Origin of the sequence: Mucilaginibacter lappiensis (genome assembly GCF_050433765.1) — a bacterium.
GTDB classification, from domain to species: domain Bacteria; phylum Bacteroidota; class Bacteroidia; order Sphingobacteriales; family Sphingobacteriaceae; genus Mucilaginibacter; species Mucilaginibacter lappiensis_A.
In genome coordinates this window covers 602,013-628,780 of the sequence record NZ_JBNPWP010000001.1, presented here as the reverse complement: position 1 = coordinate 628,780, position 26,768 = coordinate 602,013, and the positions used below count along the sequence as shown (strand labels likewise).

Annotated in this window: 23 protein-coding genes; 15 read left to right on the top strand and 8 right to left on the bottom strand. The window is 39.6% G+C overall.

Translation table 11 applies throughout. The annotated features are described in order from the left end of the window. Positions 1-241 precede the first annotated feature (241 nt). The 3 genes from M2273_RS02685 to M2273_RS02675 all read left to right on the top strand — a co-directional run bounded on the left by M2273_RS02685 (position 242) and on the right by M2273_RS02675 (position 3,975). Entirely contained in the window at positions 242-1,567 is a 1,326-nt protein-coding gene (locus M2273_RS02685; RefSeq protein WP_429392666.1) for an O-acetylhomoserine aminocarboxypropyltransferase/cysteine synthase family protein, read from the top strand. A gap of 117 nt (positions 1,568-1,684) precedes the next feature. After that, entirely contained in the window at positions 1,685-2,740 is a 1,056-nt protein-coding gene (locus M2273_RS02680; RefSeq protein ID WP_429392663.1) for a homoserine O-acetyltransferase family protein, read from the top strand. After that, positions 2,740-3,975, top strand: a complete 1,236-nt coding sequence (locus tag M2273_RS02675) for a homoserine dehydrogenase (RefSeq protein ID WP_429392661.1) — start codon at positions 2,740-2,742, stop codon at positions 3,973-3,975. Before M2273_RS02680 ends, M2273_RS02675 begins: the two co-directional genes overlap by 1 nt. Positions 3,976-4,038: 63 nt before the next feature. On the opposite strand, the gene M2273_RS02670 is transcribed toward M2273_RS02675, so the two are convergent. After that, positions 4,039-4,524 carry a hypothetical protein gene (locus tag M2273_RS02670; RefSeq protein ID WP_429392658.1) on the bottom strand — a complete coding sequence of 162 codons (486 nt, stop codon included), beginning with the start codon at positions 4,522-4,524 and terminating at the stop codon, positions 4,039-4,041. A 110-nt stretch (positions 4,525-4,634) separates the two neighbouring features. Next, positions 4,635-5,324, bottom strand: coding sequence for a 2,3-diphosphoglycerate-dependent phosphoglycerate mutase (gene gpmA, locus M2273_RS02665; protein ID WP_429392655.1), 690 nt, complete (start codon positions 5,322-5,324; stop codon positions 4,635-4,637). A 112-nt stretch (positions 5,325-5,436) separates the two neighbouring features. Between gpmA and M2273_RS02660 the strand changes: the two genes are divergently transcribed. Together M2273_RS02660 and M2273_RS02655 are read left to right on the top strand one after the other, a co-directional pair. After that, positions 5,437-6,027 (top strand): acetate uptake transporter, encoded by a 591-nt coding sequence (locus tag M2273_RS02660; protein ID WP_429392652.1) that lies wholly within the window; start codon positions 5,437-5,439, stop codon positions 6,025-6,027. 36 nt (positions 6,028-6,063) lie between these two features. Further along, entirely contained in the window at positions 6,064-6,447 is a 384-nt protein-coding gene (locus M2273_RS02655) for an SRPBCC domain-containing protein (protein ID WP_429392649.1), read from the top strand. A 191-nt stretch (positions 6,448-6,638) separates the two neighbouring features. Here M2273_RS02655 and M2273_RS02650 read toward each other — a convergent pair whose 3' ends face one another. The 5 genes from M2273_RS02650 to M2273_RS02630 form a co-directional block, all read right to left on the bottom strand. Continuing rightward, positions 6,639-8,009, bottom strand: a complete 1,371-nt coding sequence (locus M2273_RS02650) for an OmpA family protein (protein ID WP_429392648.1) — start codon at positions 8,007-8,009, stop codon at positions 6,639-6,641. 489 nt (positions 8,010-8,498) lie between these two features. Then, the gene (locus M2273_RS02645; protein ID WP_429392645.1) at positions 8,499-9,335 is read right to left on the bottom strand and encodes a maleylpyruvate isomerase N-terminal domain-containing protein; all 837 of its coding nucleotides are present in this window, start codon (positions 9,333-9,335) and stop codon (positions 8,499-8,501) included. Between the two features lie 18 nt (positions 9,336-9,353). Then, entirely contained in the window at positions 9,354-9,791 is a 438-nt protein-coding gene (locus tag M2273_RS02640; protein WP_429392643.1) for an OsmC family protein, read from the bottom strand. A gap of 91 nt (positions 9,792-9,882) precedes the next feature. After that, complete coding sequence (locus tag M2273_RS02635) at positions 9,883-10,299, bottom strand: DUF3052 family protein (RefSeq protein ID WP_429392640.1); 417 nt, start codon at positions 10,297-10,299, stop codon at positions 9,883-9,885. Then, positions 10,299-10,733: a DinB family protein gene (locus M2273_RS02630; protein ID WP_429392638.1), complete on the bottom strand. Its 435-nt coding sequence runs from the start codon at positions 10,731-10,733 to the stop codon at positions 10,299-10,301. Before M2273_RS02630 ends, M2273_RS02635 begins: the two co-directional genes overlap by 1 nt. 85 nt (positions 10,734-10,818) lie before the next feature. Between M2273_RS02630 and M2273_RS02625 the strand changes: the two genes are divergently transcribed. From M2273_RS02625 to M2273_RS02605, 5 genes are all read left to right on the top strand, one after another. Then, entirely contained in the window at positions 10,819-12,057 is a 1,239-nt protein-coding gene (locus tag M2273_RS02625; protein ID WP_429392636.1) for a nucleoside recognition domain-containing protein, read from the top strand. 269 nt (positions 12,058-12,326) lie between these two features. Then, positions 12,327-16,430 carry a PKD domain-containing protein gene (locus M2273_RS02620; protein ID WP_429392633.1) on the top strand — a complete coding sequence of 1,368 codons (4,104 nt, stop codon included), beginning with the start codon at positions 12,327-12,329 and terminating at the stop codon, positions 16,428-16,430. Between the two features lie 3 nt (positions 16,431-16,433). After that, a complete protein-coding gene (locus tag M2273_RS02615; RefSeq protein WP_429392630.1) occupies positions 16,434-17,471 on the top strand; it encodes a PorP/SprF family type IX secretion system membrane protein in 1,038 nt (345 codons plus the stop codon). Positions 17,472-17,669: 198 nt separating this feature from the next. Next, a complete protein-coding gene (locus tag M2273_RS02610) occupies positions 17,670-18,302 on the top strand; it encodes an RNA polymerase sigma factor (RefSeq protein WP_429392628.1) in 633 nt (210 codons plus the stop codon). Continuing rightward, positions 18,299-19,606 (top strand): hypothetical protein, encoded by a 1,308-nt coding sequence (locus M2273_RS02605; protein WP_429392627.1) that lies wholly within the window; start codon positions 18,299-18,301, stop codon positions 19,604-19,606. The genes M2273_RS02610 and M2273_RS02605 overlap by 4 nt, the downstream gene beginning before the upstream one ends. 96 nt (positions 19,607-19,702) lie before the next feature. On the opposite strand, the gene M2273_RS02600 is transcribed toward M2273_RS02605, so the two are convergent. Continuing rightward, positions 19,703-20,371: an NAD-dependent epimerase/dehydratase family protein gene (locus M2273_RS02600; protein WP_429392625.1), complete on the bottom strand. Its 669-nt coding sequence runs from the start codon at positions 20,369-20,371 to the stop codon at positions 19,703-19,705. Positions 20,372-20,726: 355 nt separating this feature from the next. Between M2273_RS02600 and M2273_RS02595 the strand changes: the two genes are divergently transcribed. The 5 genes from M2273_RS02595 (at position 20,727) to M2273_RS02575 (ending at position 26,766) form a co-directional block, all read left to right on the top strand. After that, positions 20,727-21,551: a glycosyltransferase family 2 protein gene (locus M2273_RS02595; protein ID WP_429392622.1), complete on the top strand. Its 825-nt coding sequence runs from the start codon at positions 20,727-20,729 to the stop codon at positions 21,549-21,551. 15 nt (positions 21,552-21,566) lie between these two features. Next, positions 21,567-22,982: an oligosaccharide flippase family protein gene (locus tag M2273_RS02590; protein ID WP_429392619.1), complete on the top strand. Its 1,416-nt coding sequence runs from the start codon at positions 21,567-21,569 to the stop codon at positions 22,980-22,982. A gap of 77 nt (positions 22,983-23,059) precedes the next feature. Then, complete coding sequence (locus M2273_RS02585; protein WP_429392617.1) at positions 23,060-24,739, top strand: hypothetical protein; 1,680 nt, start codon at positions 23,060-23,062, stop codon at positions 24,737-24,739. Next, positions 24,729-25,700 carry a glycosyltransferase family 2 protein gene (locus M2273_RS02580; RefSeq protein WP_429392614.1) on the top strand — a complete coding sequence of 324 codons (972 nt, stop codon included), beginning with the start codon at positions 24,729-24,731 and terminating at the stop codon, positions 25,698-25,700. The genes M2273_RS02585 and M2273_RS02580 overlap by 11 nt, the downstream gene beginning before the upstream one ends. Beyond that, entirely contained in the window at positions 25,693-26,766 is a 1,074-nt protein-coding gene (locus tag M2273_RS02575) for a glycosyltransferase family 4 protein (RefSeq protein ID WP_429392611.1), read from the top strand. Before M2273_RS02580 ends, M2273_RS02575 begins: the two co-directional genes overlap by 8 nt. Positions 26,767-26,768: the final 2 nt, after the last annotated feature.

Genomic DNA, 26,768 nt, shown 5'->3' with positions numbered 1-26,768 from the left:
AAGTTTAATTAAGATTACTACGAGCAACATTTTTAACACCTCAAACGGTGCTGTACAATATATTAGCTTAAATATTGGCTGTATTTGTATGTGTTGCTGCTGCTGACTGACCTAACACGATCCTTTTTCAATTCCTGAAAAACGCTCGTGTTTAACAACTGGTAAAGATCATTTACCGGCTTGCCAAAAATCTATAGGATCATTAAAAATTTAATTAAACACATTTAAAAACCGTACTACCATGTCTGCCAACAACTTAAAATTCGAAACCCTACAATTACATGCTGGTCAGGAAGTTGACCCTACTACGGGTGCAAGGGCTGTTCCTATTTATCAAACCACATCGTATGTATTTAATAATGCCGAGCATGGTGCAAACCTTTTCGCGCTGAAAGAATTTGGGAATATATACACCCGTATCATGAACCCTACTACGGATGTGTTTGAAAAACGCATAGCGGCTTTAGAGGGTGGTGTTGCAGCGTTAGCCACAGCATCGGGCCAGGCTTCGCAATTTCTTGCATTAAATAACATATTACAAGTTGGCGATAACTTTGTGACCTCTCCTTTTTTATATGGGGGTACTTATAACCAGTTTAAGGTTTCCTTTAAACGCCTGGGTATTGAAGCCCGCTTTGCTAAAGATGATACCGCCGAAAGTTTAGAGGTATTAATTGATGATAAAACCAAAGCTATTTTCCTGGAAACTGTTGGTAACCCAGGCTTTACCATTGCCGATTTTGACAAAGTTGGCGCTCTGGCCAAAAAATATGATCTGCCTTTAATAGTTGATAATACATTTGGCGCAGCCGGATATTTATTCCGCCCGTTAGATCATGGAGCACATATCGTAGTGCAATCATCTACCAAATGGATAGGCGGTCATGGTACTACCATAGGCGGTGTAATAGTTGATGGTGGTAATTATAACTGGGCCAACGGGAAATTTCCGCAATTTACCGCACCATCAGAAGGTTATCACGGTTTGGTATTTGCAGATGTATTTGGTATTGGCGGACCGTTTGGCAATATTCAGTTTATTATACGTGCACGTGTAGAGGGTTTGCGCGATTTTGGCCCTTCACAGGCACCGTTTAATTCATGGCTGAATATACAGGGTTTAGAAACCCTTTCCCTGCGTGTGCAGCGTCATGTTGATAATGCATTGGAGCTGGCCAAATGGCTTGAGAAGCATCCGCAGGTGGCTTCGGTTAATTATCCGGGTCTGCCATCATCCAAATACCATACATTGGCTAAAAAGTATTTAAAAAATGGTTTTGGTGGGGTATTATCATTCGAGATCAAAGGAGATAAACAACAGGCCAGTAACTTTATTGACAGCCTGCAACTGGTAAGTCACCTGGCCAATTTGGGAGATGCTAAAACGTTGATCATTCAGCCATCAGCCACTACACATCAACAGCTTTCAGATGAGGAACAATTGGCGGCTGGGGTTACACCAACATCATTACGTGTGTCTGTTGGTATTGAGCATATTGATGATATTAAGGCCGATTTTGTACAGGCATTTGCCAAAATAAAGCAGCTTGCTGCCCAATTAGTATAGTTTTTTTAAGTGATATAGTAAAGTTGTAACGGATGGTTTTAAGTACTAAGCCTAAAGTCTCAAGTCTAATAACTTCAGACTCAAGACTTAAACCACCCGGAATAACAAAACAAAAGAATGAACACAGAAATATTTAAGTACACACAAACATTTGAGTTCGAGTCAGGTCAGCAGATACAGGAACTGGAAATTGGTTTTCATACCTATGGCAGGTTAAATAAACAGAAAGATAATGTAGTGTGGATTTGCCATGCCCTTACAGCTAATGCCGATGTATTTGACTGGTGGAAAGGATTGGTAGGCACCGGCGGTCTGTTTAACCCTGAGGAACATTTTATAGTATGTGCCAACATATTGGGGTCGCCTTATGGTACAACCAATCCGTTAAGTATTAACCCGGTAACCGGGCAGCCATATTTTCAGGCGTTTCCAAAATTTACCATTCGGGATATTATTAAAGCACATCAATTGCTGGCAGATCATCTGCAGATAGATCATATTCACATCCTGATAGGTGGTTCACTTGGCGGGCAGCAGGCCATTGAATGGGGTATCATAGAACCGGAGCGTATTAAAAACCTGATTCTGATAGCTACCAACGCGCGTCACTCTCCCTGGGGAATTGCCTTTAACGAGTCGCAGCGCCTGGCTATCAGTACCGACCGTACTTTTTATGCCAATACACCTGATGGCGGTCAAAAAGGTCTTAAAGCGGCAAGGAGCATAGCCCTGCTCTCCTATCGTGGCTATAAAACTTATTCAATAACCCAACAGGAAGAAACTGATGGTAAAACAGATGATTACCGTGCTGCTACCTACCAAAATTACCAGGGCGAAAAATTAGTGAACAGGTTTAATGCACATAGTTATTGGTATTTAACCAAAACAATGGATTCGCACAACGTAGGTCGCAATCGTAATGGGGTTGAAAAAGCATTAAGTCTCATCAAGGCCCGTACATTGGTGATCGGTATTAAATCAGACGTATTATTTCCAATTGAGGAGCAGGAATACTTGTTCAGGCACATTCCTAAATCAGCTTTTGCCGAACTGGATTCGTTTTATGGGCATGATGGTTTTTTAATTGAGACAGAAGCATTAACAAATATCATCACATCGTTTTTTAAAACTGATGTAAAAGGAAAAATTATAGAATTGCAACGTACAGCGTAATGAGTAAAAAGTTAAATATCGGATTATTTGGATTTGGCGTAGTTGGACAGGGACTATATGATATCATCAAAACAAAACACTTAAATCTTGAAATAGTTAAAATCGCGATCAAGGACGATCATAAACAACGCTCCTTACCCGCGCATTTATTTACAACTGACAGGGACGAACTACTTAACAATCCGGAGATCAACACCATTGTTGAGCTGATAAATGATACCGAAGCTGCCTTTGAAATTGTATCAAGAGCACTTAGCACGGGTAAAAACGTGGTTTCAGCCAGTAAAAAAATGATAGCCCTGCATTTGGACGAGTTGATCGATCTGCAGCATAAATATGGCACCTCCTTATTGTATGAAGGTGCTGTTTGCGGGAGTATCCCCATTATCCGTAACCTGGAAGAATATTATGATAACGAGCTGCTGCACTCTATAAGCGGCATTTTTAACGGATCATCAAATTATATACTGTCAAAAGGATTTATTGATGGGCTTGATTACGAAAGCGCCCTGAAACAAGCCCAGGACCTGGGTTTTGCCGAAACTGACCCAACCAGTGATGTAGGTGGTTTTGATGCCAAGTACAAGCTGGTAATAGCTGCCGCGCACGCTTATGGTGTAATTGTACAGCCCGATGAGGTATTTAATTTAGGCATACAAAACCTGGGCGCCCAGGACCTGCAATACGCCCGCGAAAAGAATCTCAAAATTAAACTGGTACCCGTAGCCAAGGAGCTTGACGAACGTAATGTTGCTTTATTTGTACTACCTAAATTTGTAAACGAAACAGAGTTTTTATACAACGTAGAGTATGAATATAATGGCGTAACCGTGCAGGCCGCTTTTGCCGATCAGCAATTCTTTTTTGGTAAAGGAGCGGGTGGCCACCCAACAGGCTCGGCTGTATTATCCGATATTGCTGCTCTGCGGTATAACTATCAATACGAATATAAAAAAGCTAAGGAAAAAACAGATCTTAACTTTACCAATAATATTGAATTAAACATTTACCTGAGGTATGATGATGAAAGTTTAGTAGAGGCCTTGAATTTTGAACACATACAAGAGCGCTACTATTCAGGTAGTTATAAATTTGTTATAGGAAAAATCAATTTGCAAAATCTAATCGATAACCAAACCCGTATATCTGAAAGCAAAGCATTTATCGCTTTTGCCGATCAACTTACGGGGGTCAGTTTAGCATCGGCATCAAAACAAACAGCGGAAGTTTTGTAATAGGTTGTTTGTAATTAAAAAAGGCTCTCAAAAGGAGCCTTTTTTAATTTTAACTCACCAATGTTATTTAGCAAAATAAGCAGCTATCCGTTTACCATAAGCCACCGTGATAATACCAATAAATATTCTTGCGCATGATGACACAACATCACGCTGATCACCCACGGTTGATAAATTATACATACGATACAGAAGGTCGGGCAAAGTATTAACAATAAGTAAACCTCCAATGATGACTAATGCAATCTCGTATATTACCTTTCTATCGGCAAACAATTTTACATTCTCCTGCTGATCAGAAGCATTGGTTACCAGGCGGGTAATAAATTTTGTTTTAGCGATTAAAAATATTGCCAGGATTAGCAACAAGCCAAAGCTCAATCCATTTATCCATAATAAATTAACCTGTTCAATTCCCTGATCGGCGTTCATTCCAGAACCATGCCCTCTTATAAACGTTAGCAAACCCGGTAATTTTGAAATATCGGCCACTAAAAGGTAAATACCCAGAATTTTTATGGTTATTTCATAAATATCAAACTTCTTCATTTTTGCTTGGGGATAAGGTTTACAGCGCGACGAATATAAACAAATGTGGCACATATTGAATAGATGGAAAGCTGATTGTAGAAAAAGGGAGCCACCAATTAAGATAAACCTTAATCCAAATAGTAATGCCGTATTTGATTTAACCCATGATCAAGTTCGTAAACCCATGGTGTAGCTGTTGGTATCTCCAGTTGGGTTACCTCTTCGTCGCTAAGGCAATCAATATATTTTATTAATGAGCGCAAGCTGTTTCCGTGTGCCACCACAATTACCTTTTGGTTACGGCGCATGGCATTCACGATGGTCTCGTTCCAAAAAGGTAGCACCCTATCCATAGTTTCGCTCAGGTTTTCAGTTAAAGGTAGTTCACGCTCCGTAAGATCTTTATACCGCAGGTCATGGCCCGGGTAGCGTGGATCATCCTTAGTTACAGCCGGTGGATGCTCATTAGGGTCGCGCCGCCATTTTTGTACCTGCTCTATACCATACTTTGCTACGGCATCATCCTTGTTCATTCCCTGCAGGGCACCATAAAAACGCTCATTCAGGCGCCATGACTTTTCTACAGGGATCCATAAATGATCAAGCTCTTCCAATATAAAATGCATGGTTTTGATTGATCTTTTTAAATATGATGTAAAACCGGCATCAAAATTATATCCGTTCTTTTTAAGTATCTGGCCCGCTTTTTTTGCTTGCATATAACCATTTTCAGACAGATCAACGTCTTCCCAGCCGGTAAAGCGATTCTCCTGATTCCAGGTACTCTCGCCGTGGCGTATCAATACTATTTTTTGCATAGGTATTTATTTAACGTAAATGTAGTTGTTGAGTTATAAAAAAAATTGTTTAATATATATAAATCACTTAGATTGCCCCTAACAAACCAATTAAAACCTCAATCTGTCTATTATGATTCCTACAACACCTGTACCTGTAAAGGATGGTATTGCCAACCCCGCCCCTCTTGGTCTTTGTGCCTTTGGTATGACCACCGTATTATTAAACATCCACAATGCCGGCTTTTTTGAAATGAACAGCATGATATTGGCCATGGGTATATTTTATGGCGGACTTGCACAAGTTATTGCAGGTGTTATTGAAGCAAAAAAGAACAACATTTTCGGTTTAACAGCTTTTACATCGTATGGATTTTTCTGGCTGTCATTAGTAGGTTTATTAGTAATGCCTAAGCTGGGTTGGGGAGCTGCCCCATCAGAAGGTGCCATGTGTGCATATTTAGGCATTTGGGGGATATTTACCTTTCTAATGTTTTTTGGCACATTAAAACTTAACCGTGCGCTTCAGTTTGTTTTTGGATCATTAACCGTATTATTCTTTTTGCTGGTAGCCGGCGACGCTACCGGGAATGCCTCCATAAAACATTTGGCCGGGTACGAAGGAATAATCTGCGGTGCATCAGCTATATATACAGGTATGGCCAACGTATTGAACGAGGTTTACGGCAGGGTTGTATTACCTATTGGGCCAGTTAATGTTTAATTTAAAAGCTAAAATTAATTCTGCTAAATTGCGCAGGTGAAAGATTTTAAAAAATATTACAGCATACCTGCTACGCCTGACGAGATTTATATGGCCCTGACCAACCCCATTACCATGGAATTATGGACAGGTGAAGTTGCCGAAATGTCGACCGAGCCTGGGTCAGAATTTTCTATGTGGGAAGGCAGTATCGCTGGAAAAAACCTGGAATTTGAACAGGGTAAAAAAATAGTGCAGCAATGGTATTTTGATGGCCAGTCTGATAATTCTATAGTAACCATTAAGCTTCATGCTGATAAAAATGGAACATCTGCCGAATTACGCCATACCAATATTCCCGATGCTGATTTTGATGATATGGTTGATGGATGGAACAACAGTTATTTTGGAGCACTGATTGAATTTTTTGAGGGAGAATAATCTCCCCCCTTGTCATCCTGAGGAACGAAGAATCTATTAATGAGCTATGCATATTGTAGAATGGATGCTTCACTGCGTTCAGCATGAGAGAAAGAAAAAAGTATCATGGCAAGCATATAGTAAAACAACAAAGCCACTCAATTGAGTGGCTTTGTTGTTTTATATAGATTTTCTTTTGGGGAAAAATACTATTAATATAAAGTGAACTCAACCCTGCGGTTTGCCTGACGGCCTGCTGCAGTTTTGTTTGTTGCAATTGGCTGATTTTGACCGTAACCGGTAGCTTCAATACGTGATGCATTAGCACCTTTACTTACCAAGTAAGCTTTTATTGATTCTGCGCGGTCTTTTGATAACCTCATGTTCAGATCTTTAGAGCCTGTATTATCAGTATGTCCTGCTAATTTAAGGCTAAAGTTTTTGTCAACAAGTAGTTGAGCTACCCTATCTAAACTTGGTAAAGAGTGTGCACGGATGGTTGATTTACCTAAATCAAATTCAAGGTTCTTGATGGCATCCTTAACAACTTTCTTATCCTCTTCAGTTACATAAACAACTGGTTTAGCAAGCGGGCAACCTGATCCATCCACCTTTGTTCCTGCCGGTGTGTTCGGACATTTATCATTAACGTCAACCACGCCATCGCCGTCGCTATCTGTTGTTAATTTGGCAAGGTTTGCATTAGTAGTGTTCAAATCATTTCTTAACTGGTCGTTTTTAGCTTTTTCTGCATCAATTTGTTGTTGTAGTAAAGTTTTGGTTTGTTGATTTTCCCATAAGTATTCTTTACGCATGGATGATACCGGGTTATGCGTTGCCATTTGAGGCTTTTTACGGCCGCCCAAAGCAAACTCTAATCCTACGTGTGCATAAGAGAACCTGTCGTTGGTTGATCCATGGTTAAAACCATCAAAGTTATCAGATTGTACAAAATTAACCGCATAACCTAAATCAAGGTTTACACCCGGAGCAATGTCAAATTTCAAACCAAGCCCCAGAGGAATAAATATTTCGTTTATTGAAGCTTTACCATCAGTTTTAAAATTGGTTTCCTGGCCGCCCGGTGTGGTAATTTTAGGCGTATAGTTCATGGTACCTGCACCTACTGTTAAATAAGGCTGAATAAATGGTTTGTCATGACGCCAGTTGATGTTGGCCAATGTAATGTTGGCACTTAGCGCCGCCGACCAGTTAATATTAGTAGTATACTGGCTATAAACCATATTACCGGCTGCATCAGGCTGACTATTATTGCCTTTTACTTTACCTCTCAGGAAATCGGCCTGGATACCTAATGATGGCAATATTTGGTTTTTAATATAAACACCATAGCCTACTTGTTCGGTTGGGTTTTTAAAATCCTGCCTGCCATTGGTACCAAAAATGGTGTAAGGCGTTAACATACCGCCATGAACACCTATTGACCAGGTGCGAAAGTTACTGCCACCAGAAAATGGTTTTACATAATCATTAGCTGTAGTGTCGGGAGTTTGAGCAAATAATTTACCACCTACCATAAGTCCTGTTAGGAGCAGGGTGGTTTTTTTTAAATTTGATTTCATATTGTTGTGTTTAATTATAGGTTTATTGTTCAGTAAACCGTAACCACAACAGGCAACATTAATGCCATCCAAATTTAATTTTAACAACCACGCATGTTAAAATTTCATCAATTTTATAGATATTAAGGTTAAAAAATTAACATAAATGATTGATAGAGCATCGTTTAAGCGCTGAGGTATGATGTGGTAAAAACCCGTGTTTTAACGGGTAGCATGTACTACTTATTAACTTTTTGCACCAAATAGTAAATGAGTTGAAAATAGTACAGTTGTGTATTAAAAAGTTATTTTGGACTTATATTACTCAATACAATAATTAACTATAAGTACATTATTTTCAAAGCCTAAGAAACAATAAAGATGAAATTTAGATGAAATTTGAACTTTTTGTTGATTTTTTCATTGATTAACTTTACGCTAATCAATAAATATTTAATATCATTTTGTGTAATATTAAAACACATATACATTAAATAATATATCTAACTATCAGGCCATAACAGCCACTGCCTCGAATATTTTCTCGCCCAATTTAATATTGCCTTTCAGCGTTGAATTTTGTAAAGCAAGGTTGGGGGTTATACCTTTTGTGAAAAGTTTCCAGGCGGTATCTGTGCTTATACTTACCACACAATCTGCAGGTTTATCATTATTTGTTGTTAGCACCCAATTCTCCATGCTTTTTTGCAGATACCAGTTGCCAGTAGTTTCACCCAAAACAATTATTTCAATCAGGGTACCCACATCGGCATTTACATTACGGTAAGTATGGGGTAAGGCATACATGAAGGTAGCTATACAGGGATAAAATAGTTCCTGATGCATGATACCCGGTTTGTTTACGGCCTCGCGTATTTGCTGTTGGTGATGCCACCTTTCAGTGTACTCCCTGGCAATGTGAAACCAGTTGACTGATTGCTCCTCTCCTGCCCATGCCACTGAAAATATTGCCCTGGCAAATGGATCTAACGATGCCATGTGCTCAGCATATTGCTTTCCGGTTATCTCCAATAACTGTACAAGCAAGGCAGGGCTTACCCTTTTCATGGCCTTTACCCAGGTTGCATTTAGCTCATTAAGATAATTAACAAGATCCTGATAGTTACTGATGCTTGATGGGGTTTCGCCGGTAAACTGCTGTTTTGATGATATGGTACGCATATTCCCATCCAAAAGATGGGCTGCAATATCTTTAACAGTCCATAATTTGGCTAATGTCGGTTTGTCCCAATCTTCGGGTGATAAGGATTTAAGCAGCTCAATAAGCAATTGATCCAAAACCGGGAAAAGGTGTATCGTTTTTATAGGTACATCCCTGCTTGTCATAAAAATAGGCTAATACTGCTATTGGGTTACAGCAGCATGTACAAAAACCTTCGATTTAATATCTGCACCAGCTTTACCTAATGTGGCGGCTACTGAGCAATATTTATTTAATGAAAGTTCAACAGCACGGGCGGCTTTATCTTCATCAATATCACCGTATAAATGAAATTCAATTTCAATATTTTGCCACAAAGAAGGCTCCTTACCAGCTTCGCGTTCGCCGTTAACTACCATTTTATAATCTTTTACTTCCTGACGTTGTTTTTTCAGGATGCTGATCACATCAATGGCAGAGCATCCGGCAAGGCCCATTAAAAGCATTTGCATAGGGCGTACACCAAAATCCTGGCCACCGCTTTCGGGGCTGCTATCCATTTTTACGGTATGGCCTTGGGCATCAACTGCTTCAAACCCAAAATCACCATGTACACGTTTAAGTTCTATCTTATTAGGCATATTAAATATATTATTAATGCTAAGTTATGTATTTGTATGCGGTTAGTAAAATAAGCAAGCCTGGTTTGTGCAGTTTTTAATAAAAATGATCTTAAACTGATGCTTTTCTGTCCTTTACAGGTATTACCAATTTTAGGCCCGACCATGTTTCATCAATAGCGCAAACCTTAATATCAACCAAACCTATTCTTAGGGCATGGTTTCTTATTATATCCTCTGTTATATCAGTAATTACTTTAGATGCTTTCTTGGGCCACGATACCCATATCATCCCATCGGGTTTAATCTGGGCTTTAAGTATAGTGAGCCTGGTTAATAATTCATCTTTTTGCCTGGTAAAAAAGTGTATAAGATCTTTTTTTGATACCTCATCGTCTTCAAAGTACAATTCAGCAGGTATATCTGTAAACAGTTCCATATAGTTATCGGGTGCGTTAATCAGCTTAACCCTGAAAGCAGATTTAATGCCCAACTTTTTTGCAAGAGGTGTGCCCGAATACCCAGCCATTATTTTATCTGTTTTAAGTGATGTTTTAAATGTTCTACATAATCATTTGCCAACCATTCAACCGTTTGCAGATTTGGCTCCTGCTTGCTGATATTGCAACGGGTGTTAAGCCTATCCGCCGGATAATTTTCAAGTACCCTGATGATCTGCCTGTTAAGCAAAGTCCACAGATCAAGCAGGTCATTAATATCGGTATCCTGGTAACGTTGTACCACTACCCATGCATCCTGTTCGTAAGTTAGTTTAAAACCCTCTTCATAAGTACAGCGTATAAACCGTTGCAGGTTTATCTGGGCGCTATCTATCAAATGGCCAATGATTTCTTTATTTGACCATTTGCCGGGCAATGGCCTGGTATCCCAGTTAACTGGTTGCGATCTTATCGCCAGGAAATCATTAACAGTATTAGTAAGGAGTATTATAGTATCATTCATTTTATAGCCACTTAAATAGTATTTAAAGATTGTTATTTCATATTAAATAACAAAACCATTAACTTCAACGCCTTAAACATACCTAATGGCCCTTAATTATATCTGGATAGCATTTTTTCTGATCGCCTTTGTAGTTGCATTGATAAAACTAATTTTTTTCGGCGATACAGAGGCTTTTAAGCTATTGGTTGATGGCATTTTCAGCTCTTCCAAATCGTCTGTAATGGATATAGCTCTGCCGCTGGTTGGAGCTATGGCTTTTTGGCTGGGTATACTTAATATTGGTGAAAAGGCCGGCGCTATTCGTTTTCTGTCGCGTATTGTAGGGCCTTTTTTTAGCAGGTTATTTCCTGAAGTGCCCAGAGACCACCCGGCTACAGGACAAATGCTGATGAATTTTTCGGCCAATTTACTGGGACTTGATAATGCAGCCACGCCATTAGGGTTAAAAGCTATGGGGAGCTTACAGGAATTAAACCCTGATAAAGAGTCGGCTTCAAATGCTCAGATCATGTTTTTGGTACTGCATACATCGGGCTTGCAATTATTACCAGTAACTATAATAGCACAACGAGCCATATTAAACGCAGCCAACCCTACCGATGTATTTATACCCTGCATTATAGCAACTTATGTAGCCACCGTAGTTGGTTTGCTTGTTGTAGCTATCAAACAAAAAATAAACCTGTTTGATAGGGTGATCATTACCTGGCTGGGCAGCTTAACTGCCTTTATAACTTTGTTGGTTTGGTGCTTTACCCATTACCTTACCAAAGGGCAAATCAGCACGGTTTCAACAATAGCCAGTAACCTTTTGCTATTTACCATACCTGTTCTGTTTATTTTAGGCGGACTGATTAAAAAGATAAATGTATTTGACGTTTTTATTGAAGGTGCCAAAAGCGGATTCGAAACCTCAATAAAGATCATTCCCTACTTAGTGGCCATGCTGGTAGGCATCAGTGTTTTTCGCAGTTGTGGCGCTTTGGATTATATGAACGATGGACTGCGATGGGTATGCGTTCAGTTTAATATGGATACACGTTTTGTTGATGCCATGCCTGTAGCTTATATGAAACCTCTGAGCGGATCAGGATCAAAGGGCATGATGATAAGCACGATGCAAACCTTTGGTGTTGATAGTTTTGCCGGTCGTTTGGGCTGTATATTTAATGGTTCGGCAGATACAACCTTTTATATAGTAGCGCTTTACTTTGGGTCTGTAGGCATTAAAAGATCACGTTATGCCATACCTGCTGGCTTAATAGCCGATCTGGCGGGTGTAATAGCCGCCATATTTGTGGCTTATTTATTTTTCGGTTAACAATTTCCATATCCACTTACTTCCTTTGAATTTCCATTGGGTTAATTAATGGCTCTATTTCCTCTTTTTTTGTAACCACGCGATAAATGTTGCGTATAAGTGTGTGCGGGAAAGGCAATCAAGCCCTCTGGTTGCTGATTGTGATTAACACTTGTTTTACCCCCAAGTTTATAACAAATGAATTAAGAAACAAGTGATGATAGCGAAATTGATGCTTAATGGACATAAACCTTTCTAAAAAATTATTTTTTTTAATAATTTTTAACTTATTGACTTTGGTTGTTACGGCACAAACCATTACCATTGGAAGTGTTGATGCCGGCCCTTATGGTCAGGGTTCAACTATTGGTATACCTATAAAAGTTGATGTTACTTCAGGTTGTTTGTCTACAACTAATGCATATAGGCTTTATCTGTCTGACGCCAACGGCAATTTTGGTGCACAAAAAGAGATAGGCAGTATAAGCGGTTTTTATGCTACGTTTATAAACGGCACCATTCCCGCAGGAACACCTGCCGGCAGCGGTTATAAAGTAAGGGTTATTTCAACAGCTCCTGTAGTTACGAGCACAACCTCAACGGCCTTTGCCATCAATAGCGCAACAGGTGTTGTAGCCGGTTTAAGCTCACAGATCATTAATCCGCAATATCCGGAAGTGTTTGGTACGTGTAATGGTAAAGCAAACGGAACAACCGCATATACTTTTTTGAATGAGTCCTCGTCAGGGGCGTCAGCAACAGTTACATTTTTTAATGATCTGGCGCAAACGGCAGAAGGCGGTACAGCCACGCTTTCGCCCAGTACCCTATTTAATGCAAAAGCTGCAAACTACACAGTTACTGTTAAGGCAGTCAGTAATGGTATTATAGGCACAAAATCATTCCTGCTTTTGAATAATGTTGTAAATACCAGTTTTGGTGTTACTGGTAGTACTACAATTTGTTTAGCTAATGGGGGTGCTTTAACTTTTAATGTTGATATAACATCGGCAACCGGTATACAAAATAATTATCCTGGTATTATTTATAATATAAAATGGGGCGACGGTGCTTCCAGTAAGCTGGCGCTTTGTGATATTATAGCACAAGGTGGTAAAGTAACTCATACCTATGCCGAGTCATCCTGCGGAAATAATATCAACGGAAAAAAGAATGTTTTTGAGGTGGATCTGCAGCCAGCGAGTACTTATTGCGGCAGTGTAGGTACACCGGTAACTACTTATGCAAAGGTTATAGCCCCTCCTGTAAATAAATTTGTAAGTGTAGATGCCGCCTGCGTTAATACTCCGGTCACGTTTAATAATGCATCTTACCCCGGTGAAGACCCCAGCACAAACTCAAGCAGTTGTATTAACCCTAATGCTTTATACGCCTGGTATGTAGACGGTGACCCAAACCCCAAAGCGCAAAACTACGGCGCAACTCAACCATTTGTTTATACATTCAGTACAGCTGGGAAACATACTGTTAGGCTTGTAATGCAAAACCCGGCCGGATCATGCGTGCCGACCAGTGTTTCAACAGATATATGTATTCAAAACCCGCCTAAGCCTATATTTAATTTCCCTGTAAAAACTGGTTGTGGCCCCTTGACCTTAATACCTGCCAATACTTCAGTAATTGATGCCAATTGCGATGTGTCGAATACTTTTTCATGGTTGGTTTCTGGTCCGGCTCCGGTTAATTTTGCTGATAATACAGATGCTACCAGTGCCGAACCACATTTTGTTTTTACCAAAGCAGGCGTTTACAAGCTTAAGCTGGTAATAAATACAAAAAGCTGCGGCCCGGTTACGGGTGCGGAACAAATTATAACTGTAGATGATGTTCCGGTAGCTCAATTATCTGGTGATGCTTCAATATGCGGCATTAATCAAACATTTAAATTTAATAACTCCCCAGGCATTACCCGCACTACTTTAACGGGCATTGGCGAGCTGAAACCAGATTCCTATGTATGGACGGTAACAGGTGGAGCTTTTGAGTTTACCGGCGGGACAACAGCTAACTCGCAATACCCTCAAATATTATTTAAAGACGCGGCTAACTATGCAATTACGGTTGTAGCAAAGAATGGCTGTGGTGCCCCGGCTACGGCAACCCAGCATTTAAATTTCCAGGTGTCGCCAACGCTTACCGCTACTGCCGATCAAGCTAATATATGCGCAGGAGCAGACGTGATAGTTAGAGGAGAGGTTAAAAACGGTACTATAATCTCACAACATTGGTCTGGGGCAGGTACGTTTGGCGCTCCCGATGCACTATCTACAAGCTACTCCCCTTCGGCGGCCGAAATTGCTGCCGGAACAGCAACTATTGTTTTAACGGGCACCACATCGTTGCCCGCACCTTGTGATAAAGTAATAAGTACTGTTACTGTAACTATTGAACCACAAAATTCAATCACAAGCCCTTCGGTTGCTGCTACAGTATGCTCTGGCACCGCCGTTAATTACCATATAGATGCGTTAAAACCTAACAGTAACTTTTCATGGACGGTTGACCCCGCCAAAACATCAGCATTTATAACGGGCTACGCATCAAGCGGCAGCGGCACTGTCATAAATGACATTCTTACCAATACCGACGCTAAAAATGCAGGTGTAGTTACTTATGTAATTCAAGCTATTGGGGGCAATTGTAATGGTAATAGTTTCGTACTAACGGTTCCTGTTGCGCCAAATCAAATAACAGCAAGCTTTACCGCTAATATAACAGAGGGTTGCGGACCTGTAACCGTACAATTCAACAATACATCGTCGCCAATAGCAAACAGTAGCTTTACCTGGGATTTTGGCGATAATACCACATCAGCCGAAATTAACCCGCTACATACTTTTGAACCCGATCCTGATGGTAAGGATAAAATTTATACGGTAAACCTCCTGTTAACAAATGCATGCGGCGTAGTTTCGGCATCACCTGTAACCATAACTGTAAGACCTCAATTACCAGTAGCACTCATTAAACCAGGGCAGCTAACCGCTTGTGCCCCATATGTACTAACGGTTGATAATAAATCGCCGGGGACTAATAAAAGTTATACTTATTATTTATATGACGGGACCGATCTGGTTCAATCTATTATTTTAACGGATAAAAGTGCGGCTGTTTTTAATGCTTTAAACCCAACCACTACCAAACAGTACAAGTTATATATGGTAGCCGAGGGATTTTGTAATAACACTCAGAAAAGTATTGAATGGCCCATAACAGTATCACCACCAACTTTTGAGGCCATTACGTTTATAAAAGATAATCAGAATAAGGGCTGCTATCCTTTTTCCACCAGTTTTGTAAATGCTTCTACCGGCGGCGAAAAGTTTATCTATAACATATATGATAAAGATGGGAATGCAATTGACCACAAGGATGCCGGTCCGTTGGGTACCATCCTACCTTATACATTTACCCAACCGGGTACTTTTTATGTATCCATAAGCGCGGCCAACAATTGCTCGCAAGTAGAATCAGATAAAACACTGAATGTAGTTGAAGTATATCCACTACCCATACCTAACTTTTCGGCCGATGCCACTACGGGATGTAAAAACTTATTAGTCACCTTTAATAATGAAACCCAGGCACCTGACGGAAATACACAGGCCAGTTCCTACAGTTATGACTGGGATTTTGGAGATGGAAGCCTGCACGCATTAGTACAAAACCCTCCGGCTCACTTATATACGTATAGTAATTCATCTTATACGGTTACACTTGTAGTTACCAATTTGGCTACATCATGTACAGCTACATTGCGTAAAAATGCGCTGATCACGGTTAATCCGCCGCCTTTTACTGCATTTTCGGCCAAACCAGATTCAGTGATCAACATACCTAATTACCGTTTCTCATTTGTAGATCAAACCACGGGCGGGGCCAACGGATGGAAATGGGACTTTGGAGACGGACAAACATCAAACAATCAAAACCCGGAACATACTTACAGGGATACAGGTATTTATAAAGTTACACTTACAACCACCAAAGGAGGTTGCGACAGTACCATTATACACAAAGTACGGATTACTGGCATACCAGGTCAGCTTTATCTACCTAATGCTTTTATGCCAACCAGTGGCACTACTGAGCTTCAAAAATTTACAGCTAAAGGCTCGGGGATTAAAAGCTGGCATTTGCAGATATATAATAACTACGGACAACTGATGTGGGAAACCTCAAAATTAGCAGACCCAAAAGGAACCCCGGTTGATGGCGACGGATGGGATGGCACATTTAAAGGCACACCTGTACAACAGGGGGTTTACATTTGGCAGGCTTCTGCAACATTTATAAATGGTACCGAGTGGAAAGGCATGACCTATAATAACTCATTGCCTAAAAGAACGGGAACAATAAATTTAATAAGGTAGCAAATGCATAATTTGACAAAGAGGTATATTTTATTTTTTGTATTGCTGCTCATGGGCCCGCAAATATTTGCCCAGGACCACATGTATTCACAGTTTTTTAATTCGCCGGTATATCTTAATCCGGCTTTGAACGGGCAGTTTCAGGGCGATCTGCGTATGAACCTGATCTACCGTAATCAGTTTACATCGGTACCTGGTGGATTTAATTACGTTACCGCATCTATTGATTATAATATACCGCAATTTGGCGGAGGTATTGGGTTGATATTTACCCGTGGAAGCGAAGGTGCTGCAGGGCTTGTAAAAAACAATATTGCAGGAGTGTATTCTTACAGTGTTGGTTCTGATGATTTTGTATTATCGTTTGGTTTACAAGCGGGTATCACCAACCGCTCGGTTAATTATAGCAGGCTGGTGTTTAGCGATCAGATAGATCCGCAGTTTGGTTATATACCGGGTACACCAACATCTGCAGAACCACCGCTTTTTGATAACAGGTTTTATTTTGATGCCGGATTAGGAATTAACCTTGCCGTGAGCAGTTTTAATATTGGCGGTGCATTACAGCACGTTAACCGGCCAAATGAATCATTTACAGGTACACCAGCCAAATTACCGATGCGTGGCACAGCCCATATGAGCTATCGCCTGGACCTTAACCCTGACGCGAATCTTGATGAGGATGAAAAATCATTCCTGATCCCCTCAGTTATTTTATATAAACAGGCAAGCGCACAATCAGTAAATGCAGGACTGCAATTTAAACGTAAAAGCATCAACGCAGGTTTGTGGTATCGTACAAGTGGGTCAGGCGGGCCGGGTGCGGTTGTGGTTTCACTTATATTTGATCTGTTTATTAATAGAGATGGAGGCGAAAAATTACGTTTAGGCGTAAGTCATGATGCACCTGCCGGGGGCTTAAATTACAGTAACACAAGCGGCTCATCCGAAGGAAGCATCGGGTACGAAACCACCCTTCCATCCCGCTCAGATACCTATCGTAAATTTGCCGGATCACGCCGCTGCTATGATTTTTATTAATAACATCACCGTAATAAATTCATGGTTAACACTTATATTTGCCGTTTTTAATCCATCTACTAATAGTTATCTTTCTTGATTGATTTTTAGCTTTTATTAAAAAAAAATAAAAAATCCGGGCAACCTTTTAATATTAGCTAACGTGATGACTATAAATAAAATAAATAGCGATAAACTTTAACCCATTAGCCCCTTTATATGGGAGAAGCGGAACTTCAACAATTAATTGCCGGCTGTTTGCAGCATAGCAGAAAAGATCAAAAAATGCTTTATAAAGCGTTTTATGGGTTTGCTATGAGTATTTGTCTGCGTTATGCGGGTAACCGTTATGAGGCTTCGGAAATTATGAACCAGGGTTTTTTAAAAGTGTTCACTAATTTGCATAAATATGATACCGACCGGCCTTTTATTGCATGGGTTGGCCGTATAATGATGAATACCTCGGTAGACTATTACAGAAGTAACTTGAAGCTATCGCTTACTGATGACCTGGAAGTTGCAGAAGAAATTGGTCATAATGATCTGCCCGATCAAAAACTTAACTATGACGATCTGTTAGGTATGATACAGCAACTGCCCAATGCTTACCGCACGGTATTTAATTTATTTGCTATTGAGGGGTTCTCGCACGATGAGATTGCATCCAAACTGAATATCAGTACCGGAACATCAAAATCAAACCTGTTTAAAGCGAGGGAAAAATTAAAAATTATGGTAATAAATTCCGGACGACTCCCGGATAACAATTCTGAAAACTCTATGCATAAAATTGTTGCCATAAGTGCTATCAGTATTGGAATGTCATATTTGATTGAATTAATAATGAGATGAAGGCGAAAAACGAAAATAAATTAGATCAGCTATTCAAAGACGGGTTATCCGGCTCTGAAGATCATATTGCTTTTCGTGAGGAGGATTGGACTTCTATGGAACGGCTGCTGGATAATAAACCCAGCAAAAGAGTAGTCATGATGAGGCGTATCTATTATGCATCAGCTATAGCGGCTATCTTACTGCTTGCTATTGGACTATTTTTCTTTAATAAAGACGACAAAACAGATTCGGCACAAAAAAAATTATATTCTAAAAGCAAAGCTAAACCTCAAGATAATAACGACCAAACCAATAAGCCATTTAAAGATTCAATTTCGCATCTTCCGGCTGGGAATGAAAGTTTGGGTAGTAATAGTGTGCACAGTCAGGAAAACAGATCGGGATCATCCTTACCTGCTAACCGGAATGGCCGTTATTTTCCTGGTAATGTAAAACAACAGGCAACAGAAACACCATCGGCAATAGCTAAAACGTCAAAGGATAATTTAACTAATAATGATAGCGCTATTAATAAAAGTAATAATATAGTTGATCCTTCAAAAATAGCATCAACCGAGAACCAAACACAAAATAACCTGGCAGTAACCACGCAACCAGATACAGCTGCTACTAACGTAACAGCACCTGTTCAGCAAGTAAAAAAAGAGAAAGCAGAAAAAGCTTCAATTAAGCCGATATTAAGGACCGGGCCGCGTTTTACGCTAAGTATATTGGCAGCACCTGATATTAATGCTGTTAATTCGTTTAACAGAAACCAGGTAGGTACAAATTTTGGCTTACAGGTTGCAGTACACCTGTCAAAAAAATTCAGTGTATCTACGGGTGCAGCCTATGCAATTAAGCCTTATGAGGCAAGTGGCGGTCAATACAATTCAGCACTTTGGCAAGGTAAGGCAGTAGCCGACTTGCCAACAAACGTAGCGGCTAATTGCAAGGTTTTGGATATACCGATAAATGTTAATTACCGGTTTTACTCAAAAGGTAAAAATGCCTTTGCACTTGGTACGGGATTGTCATCGTACATTATGCTAAGGGAGAATTATCGTTTTGATTATGCGTATGAAAGTGGGTTACCTTCATATGATATCCAGATAGATAACCGTAACAAACATTGGCTTGGTGTGCTTAATATTAATGCCACTTATGAGCGTAAAATCAACTCTAAATTTAGTACAGTAATACAACCTTATGTTAAGCTTCCGCTTACAGGAATTGGGAACGGTCGTGTAGATCTTAAATCCACAGGTGTTGCGCTTGGTATTAGCTGGAACATTAACTCATCTTCTTTGAAGCCAAAATAATCATGTTATCACAGTAATAACAAAGCCCCTTGCACTCAGTACAAGGGGCTTTCTTTATTATTACTAAAGAGATAATTACTTAACAGATGAAAAACTTTACTGGGCTTTAGCGAGTAAAATAATATCCTTTCCATCCACAACCTTTTTACTATAACCCCGATTAGTCACATTGATCATAGCCAGCGCTAATTCTTGCAGCGTACAAAATCCGGTGGGATATAAAGCACGGCCAATAGGGAACATCCAGTTAATGTATTTATAATAACTGTGTGTATGTGATAATCCCTTTATGGGTTTAATAAAACCAGGGCGAAATGCAAACACTTGTTTGAAGGAAAGCTTCATCAGATCGTTCTCTGTTTTCCCTTTTACACTGGCCCAGCCATTGCCTTTTTCATTGCTATCGGTCCCCGCTCCCGAAATGTAACAAAATGTCATTTCGGGATTTAATTTACTCAGGGTTTCGGCTACATGCATGGTTAGCGTGTAGGTTAGCCTAAAATACTCATCTGCCTTCATGCCAACAGACGAAACCCCTAAGCAGAAATAGCAAGCGTTATAACCCGATAGCTCGCTTTCGATATCAGAAAGGTTAAAAAAGTCACGATGAACAACTTCTTTGAGTTTTGGATGAACAACACCGCAGGGTTTTCGATTGATCACCAAAACAGCTTCCACATCGGGGTGCTGTAAACATTCGTACATTACCCTCTCACCTACCATTCCGGTAGCTCCTGTTATGATGGCTCTTATTTTCGTTTTCATTTTTATTTCGGGAATTAACCAGATCAGTTCAAATGATTTCTGGCCTCACCGGCAATTCTGCCGATTGATGTACCTATTGCACAAACCATGTAAGTGACTGATAATATAGATGTTGACCTTTCCATATATAAATTGACTGATCCTTCTATAAAAATAGATAAAATAACAATCCTCTAAACCGCTTTCGTAATTATTCAGATTATAGTTCAAAATATTAAAATAAAAAGACAAATAGTTTTTAGTTACGGGCAACCCTTTGCTATAAATCAACGATATAATAATAGATGTTCAATTTTTTGTGCCGTTGTGATCGGCCTTAACCTTGCGAATAACTGATAAATTAATTTAATTATACATGGTTCCAGTTTCTGTTGTTATCATTACTAAAAACGAGGCCGAAATGATTAGCCGAAGTATTTTTATGCTCAAGCAGATCACTGATGATATCATTATAGTTGATAATGACAGTACCGACCAAACATTAAACATAGCTATTGAAAATGGCTGCCGCGTGTACCAGAAAAACTGGGATGGTTATGGTGCCAATAAAAATAAGGGTATTGCACTTGCACGGTATAATTGGATATTAAGTATTGATGCCGACGAAATACCAGATACCGCCCTGCTAACATCAATAACTGAATTGAAGCTTGATGACAGCAATACGGTATATGATATACCATTTAAAGCATATTACGGTGATAAACCAATAAACTTTGGCAATTGGGGCCGCGATCACCATATTCGTTTATTTAACCGTACCTGTGTTAAATGGTCTGAGCCCCCTGTACATGAAATATTAATACTTCCGCAAAATGTACGTGTAAAAAAACTGAATGGCCACCTGCACCATTATTCAGTTAAAAACGCGCAGGAACATGAGGCTAAAATCATTCATTATGCGCAGCTAAGCGCCTTAAAATATTTACAAAGCGGTAAAAAGGCAGGCTTTGTAAAACTATACATAGCCCCTGTATTCCATTTTGTAAAAACCTATGTGTTTTTATTGGGTTTTTTAGATGGTAAAGAGGGATGGAACATTGCTAAAATGGCGCTAAAAAACACCTGGTTAAAATATTATTACCTTAGTAAGGCACAACAAGCATCCAATCAAAAAAGCTATTCAAACGAAGTACCGGCTATGACTTACAAACTTAAAGCCGATGCTCAGACCGAATAAAGTTGGCCCCTGTTCATGAAAAAAAAGCTGGTACAAAATCTTTCGGCTAATACGCTTCAGTTGGTGATTAACCAATTATTTGGTGTCCTGATGTTTTATGTACTGTCGGTAAGTCTTGATAAAAACAATTTCGGGCTCGTTAACCTGGCTTTAACCGTAGTATTCACTGCATTCAATATCCTCTCTTTTGGCATTGACCAGGTAGTGGTTAAAAAGATAGCCCATGGCGATGATACCCGCTCGGTATTGTCTCTTTATGTATTTCACGTAATTTTTGCAGGCCTTTTATTTTATGGTGTTTTGTTGCTGGGTAAAGTATTTTTTGCAAATCATACACTGCTTTACAGGCTTATACTATTTATAGGTGCAGGTAAGCTGATGATCTTTTTTTCGACCCCGCTAAAACAAATATCAAGCGGGATGGAAAAATTCAGGCTGTTGGCATACATGCTCATTGTATCCAATGTGATTAGGGGTACTGCTTTAGTAATATTGGCAGCTTTACATTTAATAAGCCTTGATAGTATCATGTGGGTTTTTATAGCTGGTGATACCTTAGAGCTTGCCTTTTCCATGTATCTATTCAACAGGCATATACGCATCCCTATAGTACCCCGTTGGAATAAAGCAGAATATATACAACTGCTGCACCAGTCATTACCGCAGGTGGGTGTTGTGCTCGTCACATCGGCATTGGCCCGGTTCGATTGGTTGTTTATCGGTTTTATGGTTTCGGCGGTAAAACTTGCCGAATACAGTTTTGCCTATAAGGTGTTTGAGATATCTACTTTGCCGCTATTGGCCGTTGCTCCATTATTGATACCCCGGTTTACTAAGCTATTTAAAATGGAAAATTACAGCGAAGGCAACCTGAAACTGATCATAAGGATAGAAATGATCATAGCCACTTTTACAGGCCTGCTATTAAACATGTGTTGGAACCCGGTTATTGATCTGCTTACTGCTGGTAAATACGGGGCGGTAAATACCAAAACTATATTTATACTATCGTTATGCCTGCCACTTTTGTATTTCATGAATTTTTTGTGGACAATTTATTTTGTGCAAAATCGCATGAAAATGATCCTCCATATATTCCTGGTTACTTTTGGTGTAAACATAATTGGCGATCTGCTGCTTATCCCTTTCTTTAAAAATGAAGGGGCTGCCATTGCGTTTTTAGTATCATGCCTGGTACAGGCTGTTTTATTTGCAGTAAAAAACAAGATCGGGGAGCTTAACGGGGCACTTTTTACTTTAGCAGCATGTGTTTCTTGCGCCTTAATAAGTGGATTTTTAGCAAAAACATTATTTCAAAACTCGTGGTTGGCCTTATTTATTTCGATTGTGTTTTACCTTTCAACTTTATTGCTTACCAGGCAAATAAAATCAGATGACCGTAAAAATCTCTCCAAAATATTGAATTGGTGAAATAATAAACATTCCCCGTTTATACAGGCAACCAATCCCTTTTTCAGGTCGTAATGACTGTAAAGAACCCCCGGATAATGTTGACCAGAGCAGTGGCTTTTTATATAGATAAAGTGAAAGATAAGGTGGATTGGAAATTGCTCACTTTTCTGCTGCTATTTTTAAATGTAAAACTGGTTGTAAAAATTCCGGTTATCATTTTTTTTACTTTATGGCAGTTCAATTTCAAATTTGGGTTCAGTTTTAAAAACTCACGCCTGCCACTTTTTTATTTATTAATTATAGCCATTGCCTTAATTAATTGGTTTATAAGTAAAAGCTATACCAATGTTAGTTATACTATACTGTTATTAACCGGTATTGCTTTTTGGCTCATGTGCATATTAGCCATACACCAGGTTAAACTGGCTGTTGACAACAATGATATAGCTATCATCCATCAAACAATACTCACTTTTTTTATTATCAACGCGCTGTTGTCTGTGTGTACCCTTGCCATTATTGTTTTAAAAACACATACAATTAACCCATACACCTATCAGGGTGAGTATCAGAAATATTTTATTAGCACTGGCGATTATATAAAAGGTGTCACATTTGATACTTCCATAACCAATGCCGTACTTAATGCTTTTGGCGTAATTTATTTCCTGACCCGTAAAAACGTGGTCATGCTTTTTGTATGCATGTGCACTTTGCTACTCACCGGCAGCAACTTTATTAACCTTATTTTACTGCCTATACTTTTATTCTTGTTTGCTTTTAAAACTAACCGCTACCAAAAAAGCCTTATTGTAATATGCCTGGTTTTTCTTGGGGTTTTCATGGCAAAAATATCACCGCAAAACAACAAATATGCAACCCTAACAATAGCGCATATACTTGAAAAGTATAAAGATGTGGACGCTGATTCAATTTCATTCCCACTGGTTGTAAACGCAAACATACCGATCACCTTAAGGCCGGATAGTACTTTAAACCCGGAAGAGCGCAAGCAAAAAATAGCCAGGTTATACCTTGACAGTGTGAGTAAGGTATTAAGCATAAGATTTAAAAAAAGGGGCCTGAAACTGGGTAAGGACGTGTATGTAATTGATGGTGGCCGAATTACTATTAAAGAGCCTGATATCAATGGCGATTATTATCAAAGCAGTAAAGAAACACCTCCTGAGCAAATGCAGCTGGTCAATTTTATACGCACTCATAATGACTCCCTACCTATATCAGGCAATAGTAATTATACAACCACTGTACCCGGAAAAGTTACAGGCTTTTTGCAAACTGTAAACTTTTTTCACAGTCACCCGGATAAAACAGCCGCAGGCATTGGGATGGGTAATTTCTCGTCAAAACTTGCTTACCGGGCAGCAGGGCTTGGTTTTGCAGGCGGTTATTTGAGCAAATATATTTATATCAATCATGATTTCCTGGTTAATCACCTCGACCTTTATCTTAATTTCTATAGTAAAAGGTCGGGTTTTCATTCTTTAACCAATAGTCCTTTTTCGGTATATGATCAGTTAATTGCCGAGTATGGCCTGATCGGCCTTGTTGCTTTTCTGATATGGTACCTCGGCTTTTTTGTAAAACATTATAAAAATTTAACCTATGGCATACCCATTTTAATTTTAATGATGGCTGTTTTATTTACTGATTACTGGTTTGAGCAATTATCAGTAATGGTGTTTTTTGAACTGCTTTTATTGCTCAATATTAAAGAAACCCAAACTCTTAAACCCCTCAATAATGAATTTTGATGTCCCTAAGATAACGGTTTTAATGCCTGCTTATAACGCCGGTAAATATATTGGAGAAGCCATTGAATCGGTTCTGCAGCAAACTTTTACTGATTTTGAACTGCTGATTGTAAATGATGGTTCAACTGATGATACTGCTGATGTGATCCGGTCATTTACCGATCCCAGGATAGTAATGATACATCAGGACAACAAAGGTGTAGCTCAGGCACTCAATAATGGGTTAAAATACGCACGTGCCCCATACATAGCCCGGTTTGATGCAGACGATGTGTGCCACATAGAAAGGCTGCAATTACAGTATGATTTTATGATAAGCAATCCCGATTACAGCATTATAGGTTCAGCGGCCGATTATATGGATATGGAAGGTACTTATCTTTTTACCTCCACTCCTCCCGCGCTTAATAATGAGCATATACAACAATTAGAACATTCCGTTTGCCCGTTCATACACTCCACCGTATTTTATAAAAAAGAGGTGATATTAAAAGCCGGTGGTTATAATGAGCATGCTTATACCTATGAGGATCATTTTTTATGGGTAAATATCCTGAAAGATCAAAAAGCCTGTAACTTTTCGCAGCCGCTTATCAAATTAAGATTAAATCCTGAATCAATCACCATTGACGAAAAATGGCGTCCGCGCAGGTTTCTGGAAATCAAATACTCCACACTTAAAAGCCGCAATATCACCTCGCACGAAGGTAACCTGCTCGCAGAGATCGGCGAAAAACAATATTCCCCTAAAATTAAACAGGGTTCCTATTATGCGTTGTGTGCAAAAAAGTTATTGATTAATAACTATCATCCGCAAAAGGCTCGTTTGCATATGGCACGGGCAATATGCGTATCTCCGCTCAGGCTGGATAACTATCTGTTGTACACAATAAGTTATCTGCCCGAAAAATTGATTGCCTGGTTACATAAAATTAGTTCGGGAGGGCATTACAATGATTAAAGTAGCATTTATTACCCGGTCAACCATTTATACCGTACCTGGCGGCGATACCATTCAGGTTGTACAAACCGCACGTCATCTAACCGAAATGGGCATAACCGCCGATATAAAATTGGCTAACGAAAATATCGATTATCATAATTATGACCTGTTGCACTTTTTTAACCTTACCCGCCCTGCTGATATCCTGTACCATAGTCAAAAAGCAGGGATACCTTACGTGGTATCAACCATTTTATGCAATTACAGTGAGTATGATAAATACCACCGAAAAGGCGCCGGACGGCTTTTACGCTATTTATCGACCGATACCATTGAATACCTTAAATCAATAGCCAGATATTTGATGGGGCGCGATAGCCTGGCAAGCCCCTCCTATACCTGGCTGGGCCAGCGTAAAAGTATAAAGAACATATTGAGCCGGGCAGCCATGATACTGCCTAATTCCGAATCAGAATACCTGCGCGTAATCCAGTCCTACCAGCCTGATGTAAACCACCTGATAGTTCCCAATGGCGCCGATCAAAATATGTTTCAATACGATGCCTCGATCAAGAAAGATGAAAAGCTGGTAATATGTGCCGCCCGGATAGAAGGAATAAAAAACCAGTTAAACTTAATACGCGCCCTAAATAATACGCCTTACCGTTTGCTGCTTATAGGAACACATGCACCCAATCAGTTAGGCTACTATCAGGAGTGCCGCAGTATAGCTGCCGATAATATCACTTTCATTGATTATATACCACAGCATGAACTGGTAAAATATTACCGGCAGGCTAAAGTACACATACTGCCCAGCTGGTTCGAAACTACCGGTCTAAGCTCCATTGAAGCGGCGTTGATGGGTTGCAACATTGTGACCAGCGATAAGGGAGATGTACGTGAATACTTTGCTAACGACGCCTTTTACTGTGACCCATCATCGCCCGAAAGTATTTTGGCAGCAGTTGAAAGAGCAAGTTCGGCAGCCTACAGCGAAAATTTAAGGCATCGCATATTAAAAAAATACACCTGGAAACAGGCCGCTTCACAAACTTTAAAAGCATATCAATTAGTATTATAGAC

Excerpts from the sequence above, each read along its gene's own strand:
- M2273_RS02685 (WP_429392666.1), top strand. The coding sequence starts at position 242 with ATGTCTGCCAACAACTTAAAATTCGAAACCCTACAATTACATGCTGGT.
- M2273_RS02680 (WP_429392663.1), top strand. The coding sequence starts at position 1,685 with ATGAACACAGAAATATTTAAGTACACACAAACATTTGAGTTCGAGTCA.
- M2273_RS02675 (WP_429392661.1), top strand. The coding sequence starts at position 2,740 with ATGAGTAAAAAGTTAAATATCGGATTATTTGGATTTGGCGTAGTTGGA.
- M2273_RS02670 (WP_429392658.1), bottom strand. The coding sequence starts at position 4,524 with ATGAAGAAGTTTGATATTTATGAAATAACCATAAAAATTCTGGGTATT.
- gpmA (WP_429392655.1), bottom strand. The coding sequence starts at position 5,324 with ATGCAAAAAATAGTATTGATACGCCACGGCGAGAGTACCTGGAATCAG.
- M2273_RS02660 (WP_429392652.1), top strand. The coding sequence starts at position 5,437 with ATGATTCCTACAACACCTGTACCTGTAAAGGATGGTATTGCCAACCCC.
- M2273_RS02650 (WP_429392648.1), bottom strand. The coding sequence starts at position 8,009 with ATGAAATCAAATTTAAAAAAAACCACCCTGCTCCTAACAGGACTTATG.
- M2273_RS02645 (WP_429392645.1), bottom strand. The coding sequence starts at position 9,335 with ATGACAAGCAGGGATGTACCTATAAAAACGATACACCTTTTCCCGGTT.
- M2273_RS02640 (WP_429392643.1), bottom strand. The coding sequence starts at position 9,791 with ATGCCTAATAAGATAGAACTTAAACGTGTACATGGTGATTTTGGGTTT.
- M2273_RS02635 (WP_429392640.1), bottom strand. The coding sequence starts at position 10,299 with ATGGCTGGGTATTCGGGCACACCTCTTGCAAAAAAGTTGGGCATTAAA.
- M2273_RS02630 (WP_429392638.1), bottom strand. The coding sequence starts at position 10,733 with ATGAATGATACTATAATACTCCTTACTAATACTGTTAATGATTTCCTG.
- M2273_RS02625 (WP_429392636.1), top strand. The coding sequence starts at position 10,819 with ATGGCCCTTAATTATATCTGGATAGCATTTTTTCTGATCGCCTTTGTA.
- M2273_RS02615 (WP_429392630.1), top strand. The coding sequence starts at position 16,434 with ATGCATAATTTGACAAAGAGGTATATTTTATTTTTTGTATTGCTGCTC.
- M2273_RS02610 (WP_429392628.1), top strand. The coding sequence starts at position 17,670 with ATGGGAGAAGCGGAACTTCAACAATTAATTGCCGGCTGTTTGCAGCAT.
- M2273_RS02605 (WP_429392627.1), top strand. The coding sequence starts at position 18,299 with ATGAAGGCGAAAAACGAAAATAAATTAGATCAGCTATTCAAAGACGGG.
- M2273_RS02600 (WP_429392625.1), bottom strand. The coding sequence starts at position 20,371 with ATGAAAACGAAAATAAGAGCCATCATAACAGGAGCTACCGGAATGGTA.
- M2273_RS02595 (WP_429392622.1), top strand. The coding sequence starts at position 20,727 with ATGGTTCCAGTTTCTGTTGTTATCATTACTAAAAACGAGGCCGAAATG.
- M2273_RS02590 (WP_429392619.1), top strand. The coding sequence starts at position 21,567 with ATGAAAAAAAAGCTGGTACAAAATCTTTCGGCTAATACGCTTCAGTTG.
- M2273_RS02585 (WP_429392617.1), top strand. The coding sequence starts at position 23,060 with ATGTTGACCAGAGCAGTGGCTTTTTATATAGATAAAGTGAAAGATAAG.
- M2273_RS02580 (WP_429392614.1), top strand. The coding sequence starts at position 24,729 with ATGAATTTTGATGTCCCTAAGATAACGGTTTTAATGCCTGCTTATAAC.
- M2273_RS02575 (WP_429392611.1), top strand. The coding sequence starts at position 25,693 with ATGATTAAAGTAGCATTTATTACCCGGTCAACCATTTATACCGTACCT.